The sequence below is a fragment of the Psychrobacter aquimaris genome (genome assembly GCF_016107525.1).
Taxonomy (GTDB): domain Bacteria; phylum Pseudomonadota; class Gammaproteobacteria; order Pseudomonadales; family Moraxellaceae; genus Psychrobacter; species Psychrobacter aquimaris.
The window spans coordinates 38,630-56,096 of the sequence record NZ_JABASR010000009.1 but is presented as its reverse complement, the minus strand read 5'-3'; the positions used below and the strand labels follow the sequence as shown (position 1 = coordinate 56,096).

At 43.5% G+C, this 17,467-nt stretch carries 15 protein-coding genes and 2 tRNA genes; 8 read left to right on the top strand and 9 right to left on the bottom strand.

All coding sequences use genetic code 11. The annotated features are described in order from the left end of the window. Window positions 1-51: 51 nt before the first annotated feature. The 3 genes from JFC10_RS09325 to rsmH all read right to left on the bottom strand — a co-directional run bounded on the left by JFC10_RS09325 (window position 52) and on the right by rsmH (window position 3,960). On the bottom strand, window positions 52-2,160 hold the full coding sequence (locus JFC10_RS09325) for a peptidoglycan D,D-transpeptidase FtsI family protein (RefSeq protein ID WP_198332609.1): 2,109 nt from the start codon (window positions 2,158-2,160) through the stop codon (window positions 52-54). Further along, window positions 2,157-2,654 carry a cell division protein FtsL gene (ftsL, locus tag JFC10_RS09320; RefSeq protein WP_198332608.1) on the bottom strand — a complete coding sequence of 166 codons (498 nt, stop codon included), beginning with the start codon at window positions 2,652-2,654 and terminating at the stop codon, window positions 2,157-2,159. The genes JFC10_RS09325 and ftsL overlap by 4 nt, the downstream gene beginning before the upstream one ends. 250 nt (window positions 2,655-2,904) lie before the next feature. Beyond that, window positions 2,905-3,960: a 16S rRNA (cytosine(1402)-N(4))-methyltransferase RsmH gene (rsmH, locus tag JFC10_RS09315; RefSeq protein ID WP_198332679.1), complete on the bottom strand. Its 1,056-nt coding sequence runs from the start codon at window positions 3,958-3,960 to the stop codon at window positions 2,905-2,907. A 474-nt stretch (window positions 3,961-4,434) separates the two neighbouring features. Here rsmH and gltX point away from each other — a divergent pair, with 474 nt between their 5' ends. The 6 genes from gltX to JFC10_RS09285 all read left to right on the top strand — a co-directional run bounded on the left by gltX (window position 4,435) and on the right by JFC10_RS09285 (window position 8,310). Next, on the top strand, window positions 4,435-5,964 hold the full coding sequence (gene gltX, locus JFC10_RS09310; RefSeq protein ID WP_198332607.1) for a glutamate--tRNA ligase: 1,530 nt from the start codon (window positions 4,435-4,437) through the stop codon (window positions 5,962-5,964). A 128-nt stretch (window positions 5,965-6,092) separates the two neighbouring features. Next, the gene (locus tag JFC10_RS09305) at window positions 6,093-6,458 is read left to right on the top strand and encodes a hypothetical protein (RefSeq protein WP_198332606.1); all 366 of its coding nucleotides are present in this window, start codon (window positions 6,093-6,095) and stop codon (window positions 6,456-6,458) included. Window positions 6,459-6,580: 122 nt separating this feature from the next. Continuing rightward, window positions 6,581-6,656 (top strand) — tRNA-Ala (locus JFC10_RS09300). 160 nt (window positions 6,657-6,816) lie between these two features. After that, window positions 6,817-6,892, top strand: a tRNA-Glu gene (locus JFC10_RS09295). A 273-nt stretch (window positions 6,893-7,165) separates the two neighbouring features. Continuing rightward, window positions 7,166-7,819 carry a LysE family translocator gene (locus tag JFC10_RS09290; RefSeq protein ID WP_193011757.1) on the top strand — a complete coding sequence of 218 codons (654 nt, stop codon included), beginning with the start codon at window positions 7,166-7,168 and terminating at the stop codon, window positions 7,817-7,819. Window positions 7,820-7,851: 32 nt separating this feature from the next. After that, a complete protein-coding gene (locus JFC10_RS09285; RefSeq protein ID WP_193011758.1) occupies window positions 7,852-8,310 on the top strand; it encodes a hypothetical protein in 459 nt (152 codons plus the stop codon). Window positions 8,311-8,425: 115 nt separating this feature from the next. Here the strand turns inward: JFC10_RS09285 and acnA are convergent, their stop codons facing one another. Next, window positions 8,426-11,266 (bottom strand): aconitate hydratase AcnA, encoded by a 2,841-nt coding sequence (gene acnA, locus JFC10_RS09280; protein ID WP_198332605.1) that lies wholly within the window; start codon window positions 11,264-11,266, stop codon window positions 8,426-8,428. 750 nt (window positions 11,267-12,016) lie between these two features. Here acnA and JFC10_RS09275 point away from each other — a divergent pair. Together JFC10_RS09275 and JFC10_RS09270 are read left to right on the top strand one after the other, a co-directional pair. Further along, window positions 12,017-12,733 carry a metal-dependent hydrolase gene (locus JFC10_RS09275; protein ID WP_198332604.1) on the top strand — a complete coding sequence of 239 codons (717 nt, stop codon included), beginning with the start codon at window positions 12,017-12,019 and terminating at the stop codon, window positions 12,731-12,733. A 45-nt stretch (window positions 12,734-12,778) separates the two neighbouring features. Then, window positions 12,779-13,339, top strand: a complete 561-nt coding sequence (locus tag JFC10_RS09270; RefSeq protein ID WP_198332603.1) for a YchJ family protein — start codon at window positions 12,779-12,781, stop codon at window positions 13,337-13,339. A gap of 3 nt (window positions 13,340-13,342) precedes the next feature. Here JFC10_RS09270 and JFC10_RS09265 read toward each other — a convergent pair whose 3' ends face one another. From JFC10_RS09265 to JFC10_RS09245, 5 genes are all read right to left on the bottom strand, one after another. Further along, the gene (locus JFC10_RS09265) at window positions 13,343-13,810 is read right to left on the bottom strand and encodes a type II toxin-antitoxin system VapC family toxin (RefSeq protein ID WP_198332602.1); all 468 of its coding nucleotides are present in this window, start codon (window positions 13,808-13,810) and stop codon (window positions 13,343-13,345) included. Beyond that, on the bottom strand, window positions 13,807-14,922 hold the full coding sequence (locus tag JFC10_RS09260; RefSeq protein WP_198332601.1) for an AAA family ATPase: 1,116 nt from the start codon (window positions 14,920-14,922) through the stop codon (window positions 13,807-13,809). The genes JFC10_RS09265 and JFC10_RS09260 overlap by 4 nt, the downstream gene beginning before the upstream one ends. A gap of 75 nt (window positions 14,923-14,997) precedes the next feature. After that, window positions 14,998-15,909: a class II glutamine amidotransferase gene (locus tag JFC10_RS09255; protein ID WP_193011761.1), complete on the bottom strand. Its 912-nt coding sequence runs from the start codon at window positions 15,907-15,909 to the stop codon at window positions 14,998-15,000. Then, the gene (locus JFC10_RS09250) at window positions 15,910-16,221 is read right to left on the bottom strand and encodes a hypothetical protein (RefSeq protein WP_227685963.1); all 312 of its coding nucleotides are present in this window, start codon (window positions 16,219-16,221) and stop codon (window positions 15,910-15,912) included. A gap of 54 nt (window positions 16,222-16,275) precedes the next feature. Further along, window positions 16,276-17,415, bottom strand: coding sequence for a homoserine kinase (locus JFC10_RS09245; protein ID WP_198332600.1), 1,140 nt, complete (start codon window positions 17,413-17,415; stop codon window positions 16,276-16,278). Window positions 17,416-17,467 lie beyond the last annotated feature (52 nt).

The window sequence follows — 17,467 nt, the reverse complement described above, 5'->3', positions numbered from 1 at the left end:
AAACACATCAAATAGTTAAGAGCTGAACATTTAAAAAACTTACTTCTGTGGCTATTGGTCTTCCGTTTTTAACGGTTTATCTAACGGTACATTGTATAAACGCAGCGCCTCTTTCATAACGTTATGAAAGACCGGAGCTACCGTTAAACCAGCATAAATCTGCGCACGTGGGTCTTCGATCAACATCACACCCACTAATTTTGGGTTAGATGCTGGTGCCATACCAGCAAAAACGTTGCGGTATTGGTCAGTATAGTAGCCACCTTTTGGATTGATACGACGCGACGTCCCTGTTTTACCAGCGACGCGATAACCATCAATCGCCGCACCTTTAGCAGTACCACCCTGCTCGGTGACACTTTCCATCATTTGTACGATAGACATCGCCTGCTCGTGTGCCATGATACGCTTGCTTGGCTCCGGCTTGTCATCTTTGATGAGGGTCAATGGATGCATCACACCGCCTGCCGCCAGCGCCGAATAAGCCTGAGCGACCTGAGCCAGTGTCACCTGTAGACCATAGCCATAACTGACCGTTGCACGACGTGACGTTTCTTTTTCTTTTGGCGTGACGACCAGCCCACTACCTTCCCCTGGGAACTGTAGCGGTGTCTTTGAACCAAAACCAAATTGCTTTTGCATATTGGTAATCGCATCAGGCGGTAGCGACAACGCAATCTTGGTGGAGGCGACGTTACTAGACTTCTGCAGCAGCGTGCCCATATTAATCATACCTAGATTGTTATGATCGCGAATGGTATAGCCACGGACGCGGATAGAGCCAGGGTTGGTATCGATTAGAGAGGTGGCCGTGTACTTGCCTGAATCTAAAGCGGCGGCAACGGTAAATGGTTTCATCACCGAACCGGGTTCAAAGACATCAAGCAGTGCACGGTTACGTTGGTTTTCACCCGTCATCTCATTCAGATTATTGGAGTTAAATGATGGCCATGTTGATAAGGCAAGCACCTCACCGGTTTGCACATCAACAATCATACCTGTCGACCAGCGTGCTTTTTGCAAACGCCCTGCTTTCTCTAGCTCTTTATAAAGTAAATACTGCAGGCGTGAATCAATGGTCAGTGCGACATCTTTGCCCGGTATTTCTGGCTCAATCTGTTTAATTTCTTTTAAACTATTTTGTTTGGCATCTTTTAGCACCAACACTTTACCATCGTCACCTGCCAGCTCAGTTTCATACTGGCGTTCGATACCAGCACGCCCTTCGTAGCCACCTTCAGGATCGCTGACATTTTGTCCCATAAAGCCCAACAGTTGCGAGTTTGGTTGCGGCTGCGGGTAATAACGCTGGAAGAAGTTTTTTTCATAGACGCCAGGAAAATCAAGCGTACTGACACTTTGGGCAATCTCGGGCGTTACTTTATTCAGTAGCGGCAGATAGTGCGAGCCTGCACCCGACGGTAGCGCCGCTTTAACCGCTGCTTCATCGGTCACATCGACACTATCATCGATAGCAGTGACTTTTTTTAGCTCAGTGACCGAAATATTCGCAGCAGCCGCAAGCGTGGTCAGATCCATATTATCCAAACGCTTTTGCATCCGCGCAACCAGTTGCGGGCTCTCAGGATTGGTGATAATAATACGCTTAAGCTCGTAATATTCACGCGCGTAATCATGCGGACTGAAGGAGACTGTCGCCAGTGGTGCACTGACTGCAAGTGGCAAATTGTTGCGATCGGTAATCATGCCACGATAGGATTTTTGCGTGCGCACGCTGGTGATGAGCTCATCGCCTTTGTCTTGATAAAACTGAGCATTGGCGACTTGTAAATAATAAGCACGGGATATCAGCAAACCCAAGACAACCAAGGCAATGAACCAAATAGTACGGAAACGGTTTTTATCTTGCTCAAAACCGCCACGAGAGGAAGCGCCAGACGCTTTACCCAAAAACCCTCTTTTATTTTTCAGGTTTTTGACACTGGTATAAGCGCCTTGTTCTTCATTCTTTTTCAAGCGACCAAATAACTTGGCTTTGCGGTTACCAGATGGTTGACTTTCAGGCTTACTGCTCGTTTTTCCCGATTTGGCTGCACTGGCAGGACGTAAGGGCTTGGTAACCTTGCCGCTGGCTGGCTTTTTACTCGCATTTTTTGCGGTTGTTTTACCACTATTGGCGTTGGATTTTTTGTCACTCATTGTCCTGCCTCCGCTACCGTGGCATCGGTGATAGGAGCATCAGGCGATAAATCTGTGGAAGCCCGTGGTTCGATAACGTCAGATTTATCCTCATCTGAGTCAGTATCGATGACTGGCACCTGTGCTGTGGCAACACCCGGCTGGATAATGAGCTTATCTTTTAACGTCGGTGAAAACATACCCAGTTCAGCCACCGCACGGCTGGCAATTTGCGGTGTCGCACTAAAAGTCTGCTGTTCGATAAGCAGACGCTGATGTTCAACTTGCAGGTTACGCTCTTGTTTTTTCATGTCTTGCAAGGTTTTATAATCCTGATGATATTGCTGAATGCCTTCGGCTGTTTTGATACCGCTCCATACAATCGCCACTGCTAGCAGCAATAGCACCACTACATAGATACTAACCACATTAAATCGGCGCACGAATAGCTCGCCGATATCGGTATTATTTGGCATTGTAGCGCGACGGTTTGCAGGTTTGTCAGATATTGCCATGACGATCTCAAAAAGTGGACTTCAAGTATGAAAATTGGCAACTGTTTTAGAGCAGTAAGACGCTTTGCACAGAACCATCAATAAAGTAAAACCAAACGAAAAAGGACCAGCCGAGCCTAGCAGATAATGTTTACAGATTTTTAACAGCCGCGTAAGTATTAAGACTTTCTATCCTACCTAATCGCTAGCAACCAACCACCAGTAACCCAGCCAAACACCTTCTCGATAACATCATGCTACTACCTGTGTGTTATTGCTCAACGCTGGATAAGTAGTCAGTATCGGTACGAGTCGCCATGCGTAACCAAGCGCTACGCGCGCGTGGATTTTGACTGGTTTCAGCTTTACTAGGACCCACACGTTTAGGCTTACTAAAATAACGCGGACGCTTCGGCGGCATCGGCAAATTCTCATCTTCTGGATATTGCCCTTTACTATGACGCTGCAAAAACTGCTTGATACGGCGATCTTCTAACGAGTGAAAACTAATCACTGCTAGCTGCCCGCCTGCTTTCAAGATCGGAATACTTTGTTCTAAAAAGTCATCGACATCGCCTAGCTCATTGTTAATAAAAATGCGCATCGCCTGAAAACTCTGAGTCGCTGGATGCTTACCGCGCTGCCAATTAGGATGTGCTACTTTAATCACTTCAGCTAACGCTAAAGTAGAGTCGTAACTTTCCATCTGCTTAATAGCACGAGCGATACGGCGACTGTGACGCTCTTCGCCAAACTCATAAAGCACATTGGCCAAAGTTTCATCGTCGACTTTTTCTAGCCATTCAGCGACCGACTGCCCACGGCTGGTATCCATACGCATATCAACCGCCCCATCGCGCATAAAACTAAAACCACGACTACCATCATCAATTTGCGGCGATGAGATACCCAAATCTGCCATTAAGCCATCAACTTGCATGATACCCATTGCGGCTAGACTATCCGTCAACGTCGCAAAACTATCATGCACCACTTTTACGCGACTATCGGTATTTGCCAATTCGCGAGCAACGCTAATGGCGGTTGGATCTTTATCAAAAACAATCAAGGTTGCGTCATCAGCCAGCTGGCTTAATAGTAATCGACTATGACCACCACGCCCAAAGGTAGCATCGACGTAGATGCCACTCATCTGCAAGCTATTTTGGCAATCGTCTGTTTGCTTAGGCAGTGATTTAACGCCCAGCACTGCCGCGACGGTTTCTTGCAACAGCACCGCATCATGGACAAAGCTCAATTCATCAGAGGTGTTTTTATCAGTGACAGACTCTTGAGGCGGCTGATTAGCAGAATCATTCTCTACCATAAAATCGTTTTTTACAGCAGGCAGCTCAACCGCTGACGCAGCATTAACAGTGGCTAAAGAAGGGTCTATTTTAGAATCTTGCTTAGTATTCGGCGTATTTTTTGGCTTATTATTCAATATGGACACAAACGACTCAGTAGATGACGACCATTTTGGTCAGTAAGAGTGAAAAATCAGATGAAAATAAACAAGTTATGACTTGTCTAACATTATTATCGCAAGGATACACTGGTAGTCAAGCACTAGACGGGCATTTCGTTAAAAATATTCCCTCTCTCTGTTATACTAGCGCTATATTTTACGCTATTTTTCCATATTGACGGTTATTGTTTCATCTGTATTTTTATTAAAATCTTTGATTCATATTTGTCATTACTATTTTTAATCGCCATGTTTAATCATTATGTTTAACTGCTATTTTTTATTACCATCTTTCAGTGCCATCTTCATTAACTAGCCTATTCTGAGATTTCTATGACGCAATCTACGACTTCTACTAGCAGCAATCGCCCTGTCCGCACCCGCATTGCACCATCGCCTACTGGCTTTCCGCATGTCGGCACCGCTTATATTGCCCTATTCAATTTAGCATTCGCTAAAGCCCACGGCGGCGAATTTATTTTACGTATCGAAGACACAGACCAAACGCGCTCAACCGAACAATCTGAAAAAATGATTTTGGATGCGCTGCGTTGGGTCGGTCTAGATTGGGCAGAAGGTCCAGATATCGGCGGCCCGCACGCGCCTTATCGTCAGAGTGAGCGTAGCGATATTTACAAAAAGCACGCCGAACAGCTCATAGAAAACGATCATGCGTTTCGCTGCTTTTGTACCAGTGAAGAGCTAGATGCCATGCGTGCCGAGCAAATGGCCAATGGTGAAACGCCACGTTACGACGGTCGCTGTGCCCATTTAGCGCCAGAGAAAACCGCGCAATTGGTAAGCGAGGGCAAACCGCATGTGATTCGTATGCGCGTGCCTACCGAAGGTATCTGTCAAGTACATGACATGCTACGCGGTACGGTTGAGATTCCTTGGACACAAGTCGATATGCAAGTGCTGCTAAAAACCGACGGCATGCCAACGTATCATCTAGCCAACGTCGTTGATGACCATTTGATGGACATCAGCCATGTGTTGCGTGGTGAAGAGTGGCTCAACTCTGCGCCTAAACATCAGCTGCTTTATGAGTATTTTGGTTGGGAGATGCCAGTCCTTTGCCACATGCCGTTACTGCGTAACCCAGACAAATCAAAGCTTTCTAAACGTAAAAACCCTACCTCTATCACCTATTATCGTGATGCAGGCGTCCTGCCCGAAGCGCTGCTAAACTATCTCGGTCGTATGGGCTACTCAATGCCTAATGATGCTGAGCAATTTACCTTAGAAGAAATGATTGCCAGCTTTGATATTCAGCGTGTGTCGCTTGGCGGCCCTATCTTTGATATCGAAAAGCTGAACTGGCTAAATGCCGAGTGGCTACGCGCCCTCACGCCTGAAGAGTTAAAAAATAAAATCCTTGAGTGGGCGAATAACAGCGATAAATTAACTGCTATCGCAGCGGCGATTCAACCACGTATCGAGCTATTGTCTGATGCGGTTAATTGGGGTGGTTTCTATTTCCAGAACCTACCTGATATCAATGCTGAGAGCTTTACTCATAAATCGCTCACGCCTGAGCAAATTATCGAGATGCTCCAATTAGCACTTTGGCAGCTTGAGACCCTACCAACTTGGTCAGAAGAAAACATCTACGCCACGCTAAAAGGCCTTGCAGCCCACCTTGATATTAAGATGCGTGACTTTATGGCGCCGTTTTTTATCGCTATCGCTGGTAGCACCTCATCGACGCCCGTCATGAACTCTATGGCGATTATCGGTGCTGATATGACGCTGACTCGCTTGCGTCACGCGGTTGATGTACTGGGCGGCCTCGGTAAAAAGAAACTGAAGAAACTTGAAAAACAAGCAGCAGAGTTGCCAGACTTCTTAGCTGATAAATAGTTTGGCTGCTGAATAATAATTAGCTAAATTTTATGCATTCAAAGGGGTCAGGCCAGTTCTGACCCTTTTTTCGTTATTAGTCGGTATAACTACCCTCATACTTTTAAACATCTTAATTGGAAACAAACATGGCCGCCAAAACCGTCACAATAGAAAGCAAAGATTATGTATTTAACACCCTAAAAGAAGCGCAGAAATACTATGATGCCATCGTAAAAGAGCTGTTCGAGGCAAACCTTACTCTTACCACTGGTCAAGATTTTGAAGATTTAAAGTGGATATACACCACTTACTGCAGTTATACCAAGCATAATCTAGATAAATTAGCCGATTTTGACATCATTGGCTTTAAAGGCATCAGAACAATCCGAGAAAAGGGTGGTCAATATATGCCAACTGAATGCTGTGCGATTGTTTTTTCTGATGGCAGCGAAGAAGAGTTTTATACCGATAAAGCCATCAAAGAGATCGCTCTCAAGCAAAATCCACGCTAATTTAAGCTTGTTAGGCCATTAAAACAGGCTAAAACACTTTTTTTTGCATATTTATTGATTATTTTTAAAATAGTAGTTGACAGGACTGCTGGTCTTGCATAAAATACGCACACTCTTAGCGAGGGGCTATAGCTCAGTTGGTAGAGCACTTGCATGGCATGCAAGGGGTCAACGGTTCGACTCCGTTTAGCTCCACCATACTATTTATTGCAACGCTCAGTACTACTGAAACGTAACTATAAATACTCGCTAGTAGGACGATATCAGCACCTAGGCAAGGCTTGCTCTATTATTAATAGATAAGCACTCTGATATTGTGAAGTACCGTTGTAGCCTTTTTGGTTATAACACTCTATGCGTCCCCATCGTCTAGAGGCCTAGGACACCGCCCTTTCACGGCGGTAACGGGGGTTCGAATCCCCCTGGGGACGCCACTATTCGGCGTCACTTATTAGCACTTTTGCTTAGCATTAGATCAGACTAATAAGCGAACAATAAAAAATCCCAGTCATCATACGGTGACTGGGATTTTTTATGTCTGTCATTTCTCAAATATTTATTAACGCTATTCTCACAGCCCTATAACTATCCGCGCTATTGCCAACCTATCTAATGCTCGCTACTATCTACCCCTTAAGAGTTTTATAAAATATATACAGACTGTATAACATACGGACAATTAGTATTATCAAAGGGAGGTGGTTGCAATGTTTGGTATCGAGAATTATCTAGGGTTTGTCTTAGCCGCTATTTTATTAAACCTAACCCCTGGCACAGATAGCATGTATATCATCACCCGCAGTATTTCACAGGGACAAGCCGCAGGGTTTTATTCTGTGTTAGGCATTACCTCAGGTGCTTTAGTACATACATTATTCGCGGCGCTGGGACTGTCAGTACTGCTTGCCAACTCCCCTACAGCCTTTATGATCGTCAAATATATTGGTGCGGCTTACCTGTGTTATTTAGGCTTTAAAATGCTAACGAGCAAAAACTCGAACTCAATCGCAAACAGTTTGTCCAAAGCTCAGGACGTGACTAGACACAAGGCCGTAGACGGCTGGAAAATCTATCAGCAAGGCGTATTGACCAATGTATTTAATCCAAAGGTTGCCTTATTCTTCTTGGCGTTCTTCCCTCAGTTTATCGACACTAGTTACGCTTATGGCATGCTGTCATTTTTGATATTGGGTCTGACTTTTGCTACCACTGGCTTTATATGGTGCTTATGTTTGGCGCTATTGGCTGCGCGGTTTAGTACACGCCTACGAGAAAACCCCTCTATTGAAACAATGCTCAATAGAATTAGTGGGGTGGTGTTTATTGGGCTGGGGATTAACCTGTTGACTGAGAAGAGCTGAAACCATTTAAACAAATAGTAGAGGGAATAATAATGAATAATGATACTAAGCAAAAAATCACTTTATTACTTGAAGAGTTAATTAATACTCCATGCTCAGAGTCAAGGCAAGTAGAAATAAAGCTTGAACTAGATAAACTATCTCCTGACCCATTTTGGAGTGACTATATATTCTGGAGTGAGGAGTATGTAAACGAAGACCTGAGTATAAATTACGAAGAATTTTTTGATAAAATTTCTGAGTATCCAAATTCTTATGAGTATAAAACAAAGAGTCGCATTTTAGAGCTGGCTCAAAAACTTATTATTAAAGACTTCTCTGACATTAGTGAAGTTGATATGGTAAATAAAATCAATGAATTGTCTCCTGATATCAGTTGGACGAATTACCTTTTTGTCGATAAGAGCTGCTTAAACAATGACGGTAGCATCGATAAAGAAAAGTTCTTAAATAAAGTATTTAAGGAGAACTGGAATGAGAATTTCAGATGATTTAAGGAAATAGATTTTCAGATACTTTTTTCCCTTTTCCTAGCTCAATAAAAAAGCCCAATCCCCTACTTTGACTGGGACTGGGCTTTTTTTTCATATTAAGTCTAACTTACCATTACGCAGCGTCTTTATTCTCAGCAGCCAGTTGACGTAGTACATAGTGTAACACGCCACCATGACGCACATATTCACGCTCTTTTGGTGTCTGTAGCATGACGTTGACATCAAAGCTCTCAGACGAACCATCGGCACGTGTAGCAGTGACTGTCGCTGTTTTGCTTTCACCATTATCTAGACCAGTGATGCTAAGCACTTCAGAGCCATCTAAATTATAAGTCTCTGCATTTTCACCTTCTTTAAAGGTCAATGGTAAGACACCCATGCCAACTAAGTTTGAGCGGTGAATACGCTCAAATGAGCTGGTCAATACCGCTTTTACGCCGAGTAAAATTGTCCCCTTCGCTGCCCAGTCACGGCTAGAGCCAGAACCATATTCTGCACCGCCAAGCACGACTAACGGACGCTTATCTTCTTTATACTTCATCGCCGCATCATAGATGGCCATTTCTTCACCGTCTTGAAGCGTCGCGCTATCGCCTTTGAAGTAATAGGTATAGCCACCCTCTTTGCCACCCATCATGGTGTTTTTGATACGTATGTTGGCAAAAGTACCGCGGGTCATAACCGCATCATTACCACGGCGTGAGCCATAACTATTGAAGTCGGCTTGCATCACACCGCGCTCTTGCAAGTATTTACCTGCTGGCGAGTCTGGATCGATGTTACCAGCTGGTGAGATATGGTCGGTGGTGATTGAATCGCCAAATAAACCCAAGATACGCGCGCCTTCAATATCAGGGATACCTTCTGGCTCCATGGTCATACCATCAAAGAACGGTGGGTTTTTGATATAAGTAGATTCTTCGCTCCACGGATACAGCTGGCTATCGGCTGAGCTAATAGCGTTCCATGCTGCACTACCGTCAAACACTTCACCGTAATTCTTGCGGAACATATCCGCGTCGATATTATTAGCAATCAACTCATTGATCTCTTCTGACGTTGGCCAGATATCTTTTAGATAGACATCATTACCATCTTGATCCTGACCTAGCGGATGGGTGGTCATGTCAATATCGACCGTACCGGCTAAGGCATAGGCGACAACCAACGGCGGTGACGCTAAGTAACTGGCTTTGACATGTGAGTGAATACGGCCTTCAAAGTTACGGTTACCGGACAGTACCGCAGCGGCGACTAGATCATTCTCTTCGATACCTTTTTCAATGCTTTCTAGCAGCGGCCCTGAGTTACCGATACAAGTGGTACAACCATAGCCGACTAAGTAAAAACCTGTTTTTTCCAGCTCATCCATTAGTTTGGTTTTTTCTAAATAGTCAGTCACGACTTTAGAACCCGGGGCGAGCGAAGTCTTAACCCAAGGCTTGGCTTTAAGACCTTTTGCAGCCGCTTTTTTGGCAACTAAACCAGCACCAATCATAACCGCTGGGTTTGAGGTATTGGTACAAGAGGTAATAGCGGCAATCACGACTGAACCATCACGCAGCTTATGTTCTTTTTCATCGATTTTAATGGTAGAGAAAACCCCATTTGCAGGCTGATAGCCTTCATCTTGGCTGTCATCAATTTTTGGTTTTGCGGCTAAGTGTTCAGCCTGCTCTTGCTCACCCCCTTCTTGATCAAAGCGTACTTTGCCTTCTACTTCTGACTTGCGATCTTTGGTCATTTTTTCTAACGTTTCGCCAAACTTTTCGTGCATATCAGATAAATTGATACGCTGTTGTGGCAAGTTCGGGCCAGCAAGTGCAGGCTGCACTGATGATAAATCCAACTCTAACTTACTTGAATAAGTCGCGGCTGGCGTATCTGCATCGTGCCATAAGCCTTGCGCCTTGGCATATTTTTCGACCAACTCAATTTGCGCCTCATCACGTCCTGATAGACGTAGATAATCAATCGCCATTTGGTCAATCGGGAAAATACCACAGGTCGCACCATATTCTGGTGACATATTGGCAATCGTCGCACGATCTGCAAGCGGCATACTGTGTAAGCCTTCGCCATAGAATTCAACGAATTTGCCCACCACACCGTGCGCACGTAGCATTTCAACCACACGCAATACCAAATCTGTCGCGGTGACGCCTTCGGTAAGTTTGCCTTTTAGCTCAAAGCCAACCACTTGTGGAATGAGCATCGATGATGGTTGACCAAGCATGGCAGCTTCCGCTTCAATACCACCCACACCCCAACCAAGCACACCAATACCATTAATCATGGTGGTATGGCTGTCAGTACCAAATACTGTATCTGGATAGGCAGTCAATTCGCTTTCACCATCAACATTGACATCTGCTGCCATGACAACACGAGCTAAATATTCAAGGTTGACCTGATGCACAATACCGGTGGCTGGTGGTACGACCACAAAGTTTTTAAACGCATTACGACCCCAATGCAAGAACTCATAACGCTCATTATTACGTTTAAATTCAATTTTTTCGTTCAAATCCAGCGCATCTTCGCGACCATAAGCGTCAACTTGTACAGAATGGTCAACGACCAATTCACTCGGGATAAAGGGGTTAATTTGCTCAGCGTTACCGCCTAGCTCAACCACGGCATCACGCATCGCTGCCAAATCGACAACTGATGGCACACCAGTGAAATCCTGCAAGACAACGCGCGCTGGCATAAAGGCGATTTCTTTTGACGCTTCTGCGCCCGCGTCCCAGTTGGCAACCGCTTCAATGTGGTTTTTGCCGACAGATTGACCATCATCTTCATTACGTAATAGGTTTTCTAAGACGATTTTCATGCAAAATGGCAGTTTACTGATGTGCTCAAAAGTTTCGGTTAGCTTCGGCAGACTGTAATAGGTATGTTCCTTGCCATCGACCGAAATGGTGTCTTTTACATTAAAAATATCACTCATGGTAGCTTCCTTATCGTTGTTATAGATCCTAAGCCTAAACGGTTATATGTTTATACTGAGGATTGGTGGCTAGATAGATGATTGTACGCGTTGTATTCAAAACCATTATTATTTGACACAGTAAAATATAAAGTTGGGTTAACAAAATAGCTAAGCGACTCTTTAGTACTTAACAATAACGCTCTTTTACCATAACAAAACGACGGCGCTTTGTTAACGCCTAGACGTTGTCAAATCGTGGCATAATCGTAAACGTAACAAGGGTTTAACGATTTTTTTATACATACTCTGTTCTAAGTGCCCAACTTCCTCTCAACTCCCATGCTTCTGGCTTCGACCATTACGCAAAACATTACCATTATAAAAACTAGAATTGTCATCCTCAGCCAAGCAGGATGGCATCGTTAACATTGGCAAGACTACTAAATGACCTGATTTGAGATCACTCCTTGATAATAATTTGTCCATATTGGACTTTGAATGGTTTCGCTGGCACCGTTCAATTGATTTAAATGGAACAACCATGGCACTTGTCAATTCACTTCAATTAATGTCAATGAAGCTTTCAAAAAACATAAATGCACTCTCACAAGGAACATCAGAATCAAGATTGATGAGTAAACCGATGGCGGGCATATAAACCTTATCTGTTAGACGTTTGGCTGCGCTATGCTATTATGGTGCGCTTTTTTACCGCTAGGCAAACGCCTCGAAACAATCGTTTCGCGCGCTATTTATTGATGAGTTTTTATGGCAAATTTTAACACCCACCTAAATGTTGCATTCATGGTCAGTGGTACGCTCAGTTTGACGGTTTATAAAGCGGGATTGATTGATGATTCGGGGTTTTTAGTTTGCGTGGCGCTTGGCACCATCGGTGGACTACTCCCTGATTTGGATTCTGACAACTCAACACCGATTAAGCTGGGTTTTAATATCACCTCGTTTATTTTTGCCTTTGGTTTGGTCATGCATTGGCGCAGTGAGCTGAGCTTGCTCGCCCTGATTGCATTATGGCTAGCAGGCTACGGCTTTATGCGTTATGTGGTTTTCTCTATTTTTACCAACATGACCGTGCATCGCGGCGTGATTCATTCCGTCCCTTATATGGCGATAATGGGTCTTGGAATGACCTATGTCAGCTACGATATTTTAAACTTACCATTAACGGCAAGCTGGTTCTACGGCTTATTTTTATTCGGCGGCGCGATGGTGCATTTGGCGTTGGACGAGCTGTATAGTGTTAATTTATCCAATATGAGAATGAAGCGCTCATCAGGTACGGCGATGAAGTTTTATCAGCCTAAAGATAAGTGGTGGTATTTATTACTATATACACTGCTCGCCATATTGGTCTATTTTGCCCCACCGTTTGATGCGTTTTGGCAGCAGCTGCGCGACCCTGCACCTTGGGCACAGCTTAAAGTCGGCATAGTGCCAGAACTAATAAAGAGCCTGCTGCGATAAAGCTACGGTAAAGCAGTCAAACCCAAACGAAAATGAGAGTAAAACATGCAACCTGATCTACACGTTTGCCCTTGCCAAATTCATCCATCATCAAGCGCTATCAGCTCACCACTACTTTATAAAGATTGCTGCCAGCCTTATCATGACAGGCTTTATGATTCAGAGGACAACAAAGCTAACACTGCTGAACGTCTCATGCGCACGCGCTATAGTGCGTTTGTGTTGATTAAGCCAGAATATATCGTCAAGACTACTCTACCCGCACAGCAAGCATTGCTTGATATCAAGGCGATTGAATCGTGGGCAAAAGAGACGAATTGGGCAGGATTAGAAATCGTAGCGCACATGCCAAAGCTAGGTAAAAGGCACGCACAAGTTGAGTTTAAAGCTTATTTTAATATCAAAGATAATACAGCTAATTTAGAAGAGAAAATGCAGGCGCACCATGAATTGTCTGCCTTTGTAAAAGTGACAGACAAAGTCAATAATGATGTACGTTGGTATTTCTTAGATCCAACGGTTGCGATGACAGTGAATCAAAAGCAGCCGTGTATTTGCGGTTCTGGAGAGAAGTTTAAACGGTGTTGTGGGGTTTATTTGGGTTAGTTTTTAGAGTATTTCGTCCAATTTATAAAGCGCATATAAATTTTCAAGTTGTGGTAAGTGCTTGTCATTAGATAATAATTCTATACCATTTATTTTAGCTGTAGCAAAATGAAATATATCAAACTGGCGCTTGTCGATATTTTTATTAATGTTAGCATTATCTGCTTCAAACTTATCTAATCGATATAAATCTGCAGCCAAATCTGCTACATCTTGGCTGATGTCTAAGGTGGTTAATCCATTCATGACATTGATATATTTTTTCATCTCACTTTCTTGTGTTTTCCACAGAAAGTATCTTAAAAATTCATAGCGAATAAGTGGAGTTATCACTACTTCTACATTATTTAACTCTATTTCACTACGCAAATTTTTCAAATTCTGTAAAAGCTCAATATCCTTTCCATCACTTTTACCTTCAAGCAGACCAATCAGATAGTTTGTGTCTAACAGTTTCTCTTTCTCTTTCATGATTGCCCTGCCTCTAACTGCTTAATTTTTTCATCTAATAAGCTCAGTAATGCCTGTTTTGCTTCTGTTTGTTGTGGCGCATTGTCACGCGCCAGTTTCAAGCGATTGATATCAATATCAAAAGCATCTTTTAGCAAGTCTACAAACGCCGCATTATTGGGATGCTCTATTAGCTCCGTTTTTACAATCCCATCTTCTTTATCGCGATATAACTCATAAGCTTCGCCATGTTGCAATTGGCTCAAAACAATAGCGGAGTGAGTGGTAATATAAAACGTCGTATTTGGGAACAAGCGCTTTAAAGTAGGAATAATAGTCGCTTGCCACTTGGTATGCAGATGGCTTTCGATTTCATCGATAAACACTACGCCTTTGACATGTGCAATATTGGTTTCGTTAGTAAAGTAGCTATAACCTGCGATGATAGATTGCATGATTTTTAGGATAGAAGCAAAGCCGCTGGAAAGCTCAGATAGTTCAGTTTTTTTATCAGAAATTTTTATAAATACGCGGTTATTTCCTGAGATTTCAAGGAAATTACTATCGATTCGTTCGTCTACTTTGTTAAGTAAATTTAGCAGTGTGGTAATTTCAACTTCGCGATTATCTTCGGCGGCTTGGTAAGGGTTAGCAGATTGAGCACGCTGAATTATCCATTGGTTTAATAGTTCACCCATTCCTAAACTATGCATTTTTTCATTATTCAAAGTTGCAAAACTTTCATTAATATATTTTTGTAAACGAGTATCCCGAGTACCAATGTTCTTATTTACATCTATTTCTTCATAATCAATGGTTCCACGATTCAAAGCACCAATCATGACTACAGCTGAATTATGACTTTCGAAGCCCTTTAAGCTTTCATCAGAGATATCATTAAATGTACGTCCATCAGAAATTATATTATTAAATGCAAATAGTTCGTCACTCATAATACTGGCATAAAGGAGTCCGTTGGTAGTGAAGCATAGAGTAAACAATGCCTCTAAACACTTTGTCTTGCCAATACCATTTTCACCGATTAGACAATACACTCTTTGCTCAGGTTGAAAGCTAAGATGCACATCACCTACTCCTACGAGCTGTTTTATTTGAATGTCATTGCCTAACATAGCTTCACCTGTTTTTTATTGAACTATTAACTTTAAAATGAAACACTCGAATTAAAAATACAAGTCGATCAACCCCTAAACACTCGCCCCAACTGACCGTGCCACCGCAATCCCCTCCTCAATCGTCAAAAACTTCCGCTGACTTGGGCTGTCTTTATAAATGACGTCGCCATCTTGGAATATCAGACACTCATTAACGGCTAACTGTTGCCATTTTTCATTTTCAGTCAGCGGCACTGTCACTAGTATCGTCACTTTATCGGTATCTGTCGTCACATCACCAAAGTTAATGGCTAAATCATCATCTGCCAATTTCGCCTCGCCAAATGGTGCTTGGCGCGTGAGATAAAATAGCAAACTACCCGCATATGCCATTTGCCACTTACCATTTGATATCAAGCAGTTAAATAAACCATTGGCAGATAAATAACGACATTGGGTGGTCAAAAAGTTAAACAGCGTTTTGTCATCAGGGCGCGATTTAAAGCTACTCTTTAGGCGATTAACCAAATAGCAAAATGCCATTTCAGAATCGGTTGAACCGACTGGCTGGCAGTGTGAAGCATTGCCGTTGTCTTGCAAACGCTGACAGCGTTTGATAAATTCGCTATTCATCTGCCCATTATGAGCAAATACCCACTGCTCGCCCCAGACTTCGCGGACAAAGGGATGGGTGTTTGCCAAACAGTTCTGCCCTTGGGTCGCTTTACGAATATGAGCGATGACGTTCATGGCTTTTATTGGATAATTATTAACCAAGTCAGCGACTGGTGACAGGTGGCTTGGACGATTGTCATGAAACAAGCGCAGCCCCGTTGAGTCATTTGCCGATTCATCATTATTATTAGCGCATTCACTGCGCTCAAAAAATGCAATGCCAAAACCATCTTCATGACTGTCCGTCATGCCACCGCGGCGGCGAAAGCCTGCAAAGCTAAAGCCAATATCGGTTGGGGTATTACAGTTCATTCCTAAGAGTTGGCACATTTATAGAGTACCGCCGTTATTTTTATCTTGTGCAGAATTTAAAGTAGGGTTAATTTTGGCTGCGGACGTTTCATCAAACATCTCATAAGGCGTTGCCCCATCGGTGTCAATATTCGCTAAAATGCGCTGTGCATGCGCCAAATCGGTATCCTGTATCCACAGCACAATCCCAGAGTTCATACCGGGCATCGCACTCAGTGGTTGCAGAGACACCCTAATACCATTGTTACGCAGCAGATTGGCATGCAGCTCACCTTGCATATTGGTATCGTAGCGTGCCAGTTTGTGCCAGTTATCAACTTGATCGGTCATGGGATCGCCCTTATGGTTTTGATACAGGAATGGTCGAACAAAAACAATTTATGCTCATTGATCGAGCGTATATTCTTTGATGGCAAAATGGCTACTATCACTTAATTTATCACGCGCCTGCTCAGCTTGGGTAATATTGCTAAACACGCCGACTATTTGATTATCATGTTTATTTGATAGCACAACTACTGCATTCTGCGCTTTTTCCACATGCGCCCAATGATAAGCGGCAAGGCGTTTCATCAGATCAGGATTTTTGACCATGATATTATCGCCAGTCCGTCCTTCGGTACGGTTATAGTGAATAACGTTTAAACGCAACAGCCAAAAAATTACCGCCGCTTTTGCCAGCATAACCGGTAAGGCACGTTTTTCATCGTTATTAAGCGTGCGTTTAGACTCATAGCCTTGTAAGAAAGCTGCCATTTTACTGCGGTCAAAATTTACCGACTCGCCTTGTTCAGCCATACCCCAAGTGGTACAAAAATCATTAATCGTAATGGCAATATCCATCACATAGTGCTCAACACTGACTTCGGTAAAGTCCAATAGACCCGTCAGACGTTCTTCACCTTTTTGCAAATCCCATAAGGTATTATCGGCAAACATATCTAAATGACATAAGCCTTTTGGCAAAGTGGCAAGCGGCAAATCCGTATAAGACTGCCAGATATCACTCATCAATTTGGCTTCGTCACCGGGCATAAACTGCATTTCACGATCGCGCACCTCGCTCCATGGGTATAAAGGCACGCCATATTCTTCCGCAGGTTGTAGTGCTTGCAATGTCTCATGCAGCATCGCTAAAGCAGCACCAATCTCATGACACATCGCTTGCGTGGTCTGCTCTGGGTGCAAGCCTGCTAGGCATGGCACTAAGGTAATGGCTTTATTATCATAGCGTATGACATAGCCTTTTTCTGTGCTATCAACTAACGCCAACGGCGCGGCGACCGGTAATTTACCGTCCAGTTGATTGAGGATGACGGCCATCTTCTCGATGTCTTCTGGTGGACGTTCTTCAAATAAGGTAAAGACATAAGAGTGTGCGCCATCTACATCGTCAGTCGTCTGAATAAACCAGTTAGAGTTTTTGATACCTTGGGTAATCGGAATGGCACGCGCGAACGCTACGCCAAAACGGTGGCAAAAAGTGGCAAACTGGTCATCGGTTAACTGGGTATAGACGGACATGACATCTCACTTATGACAATTAAAAGAAGGTAAATAGGATAAATATCGACGG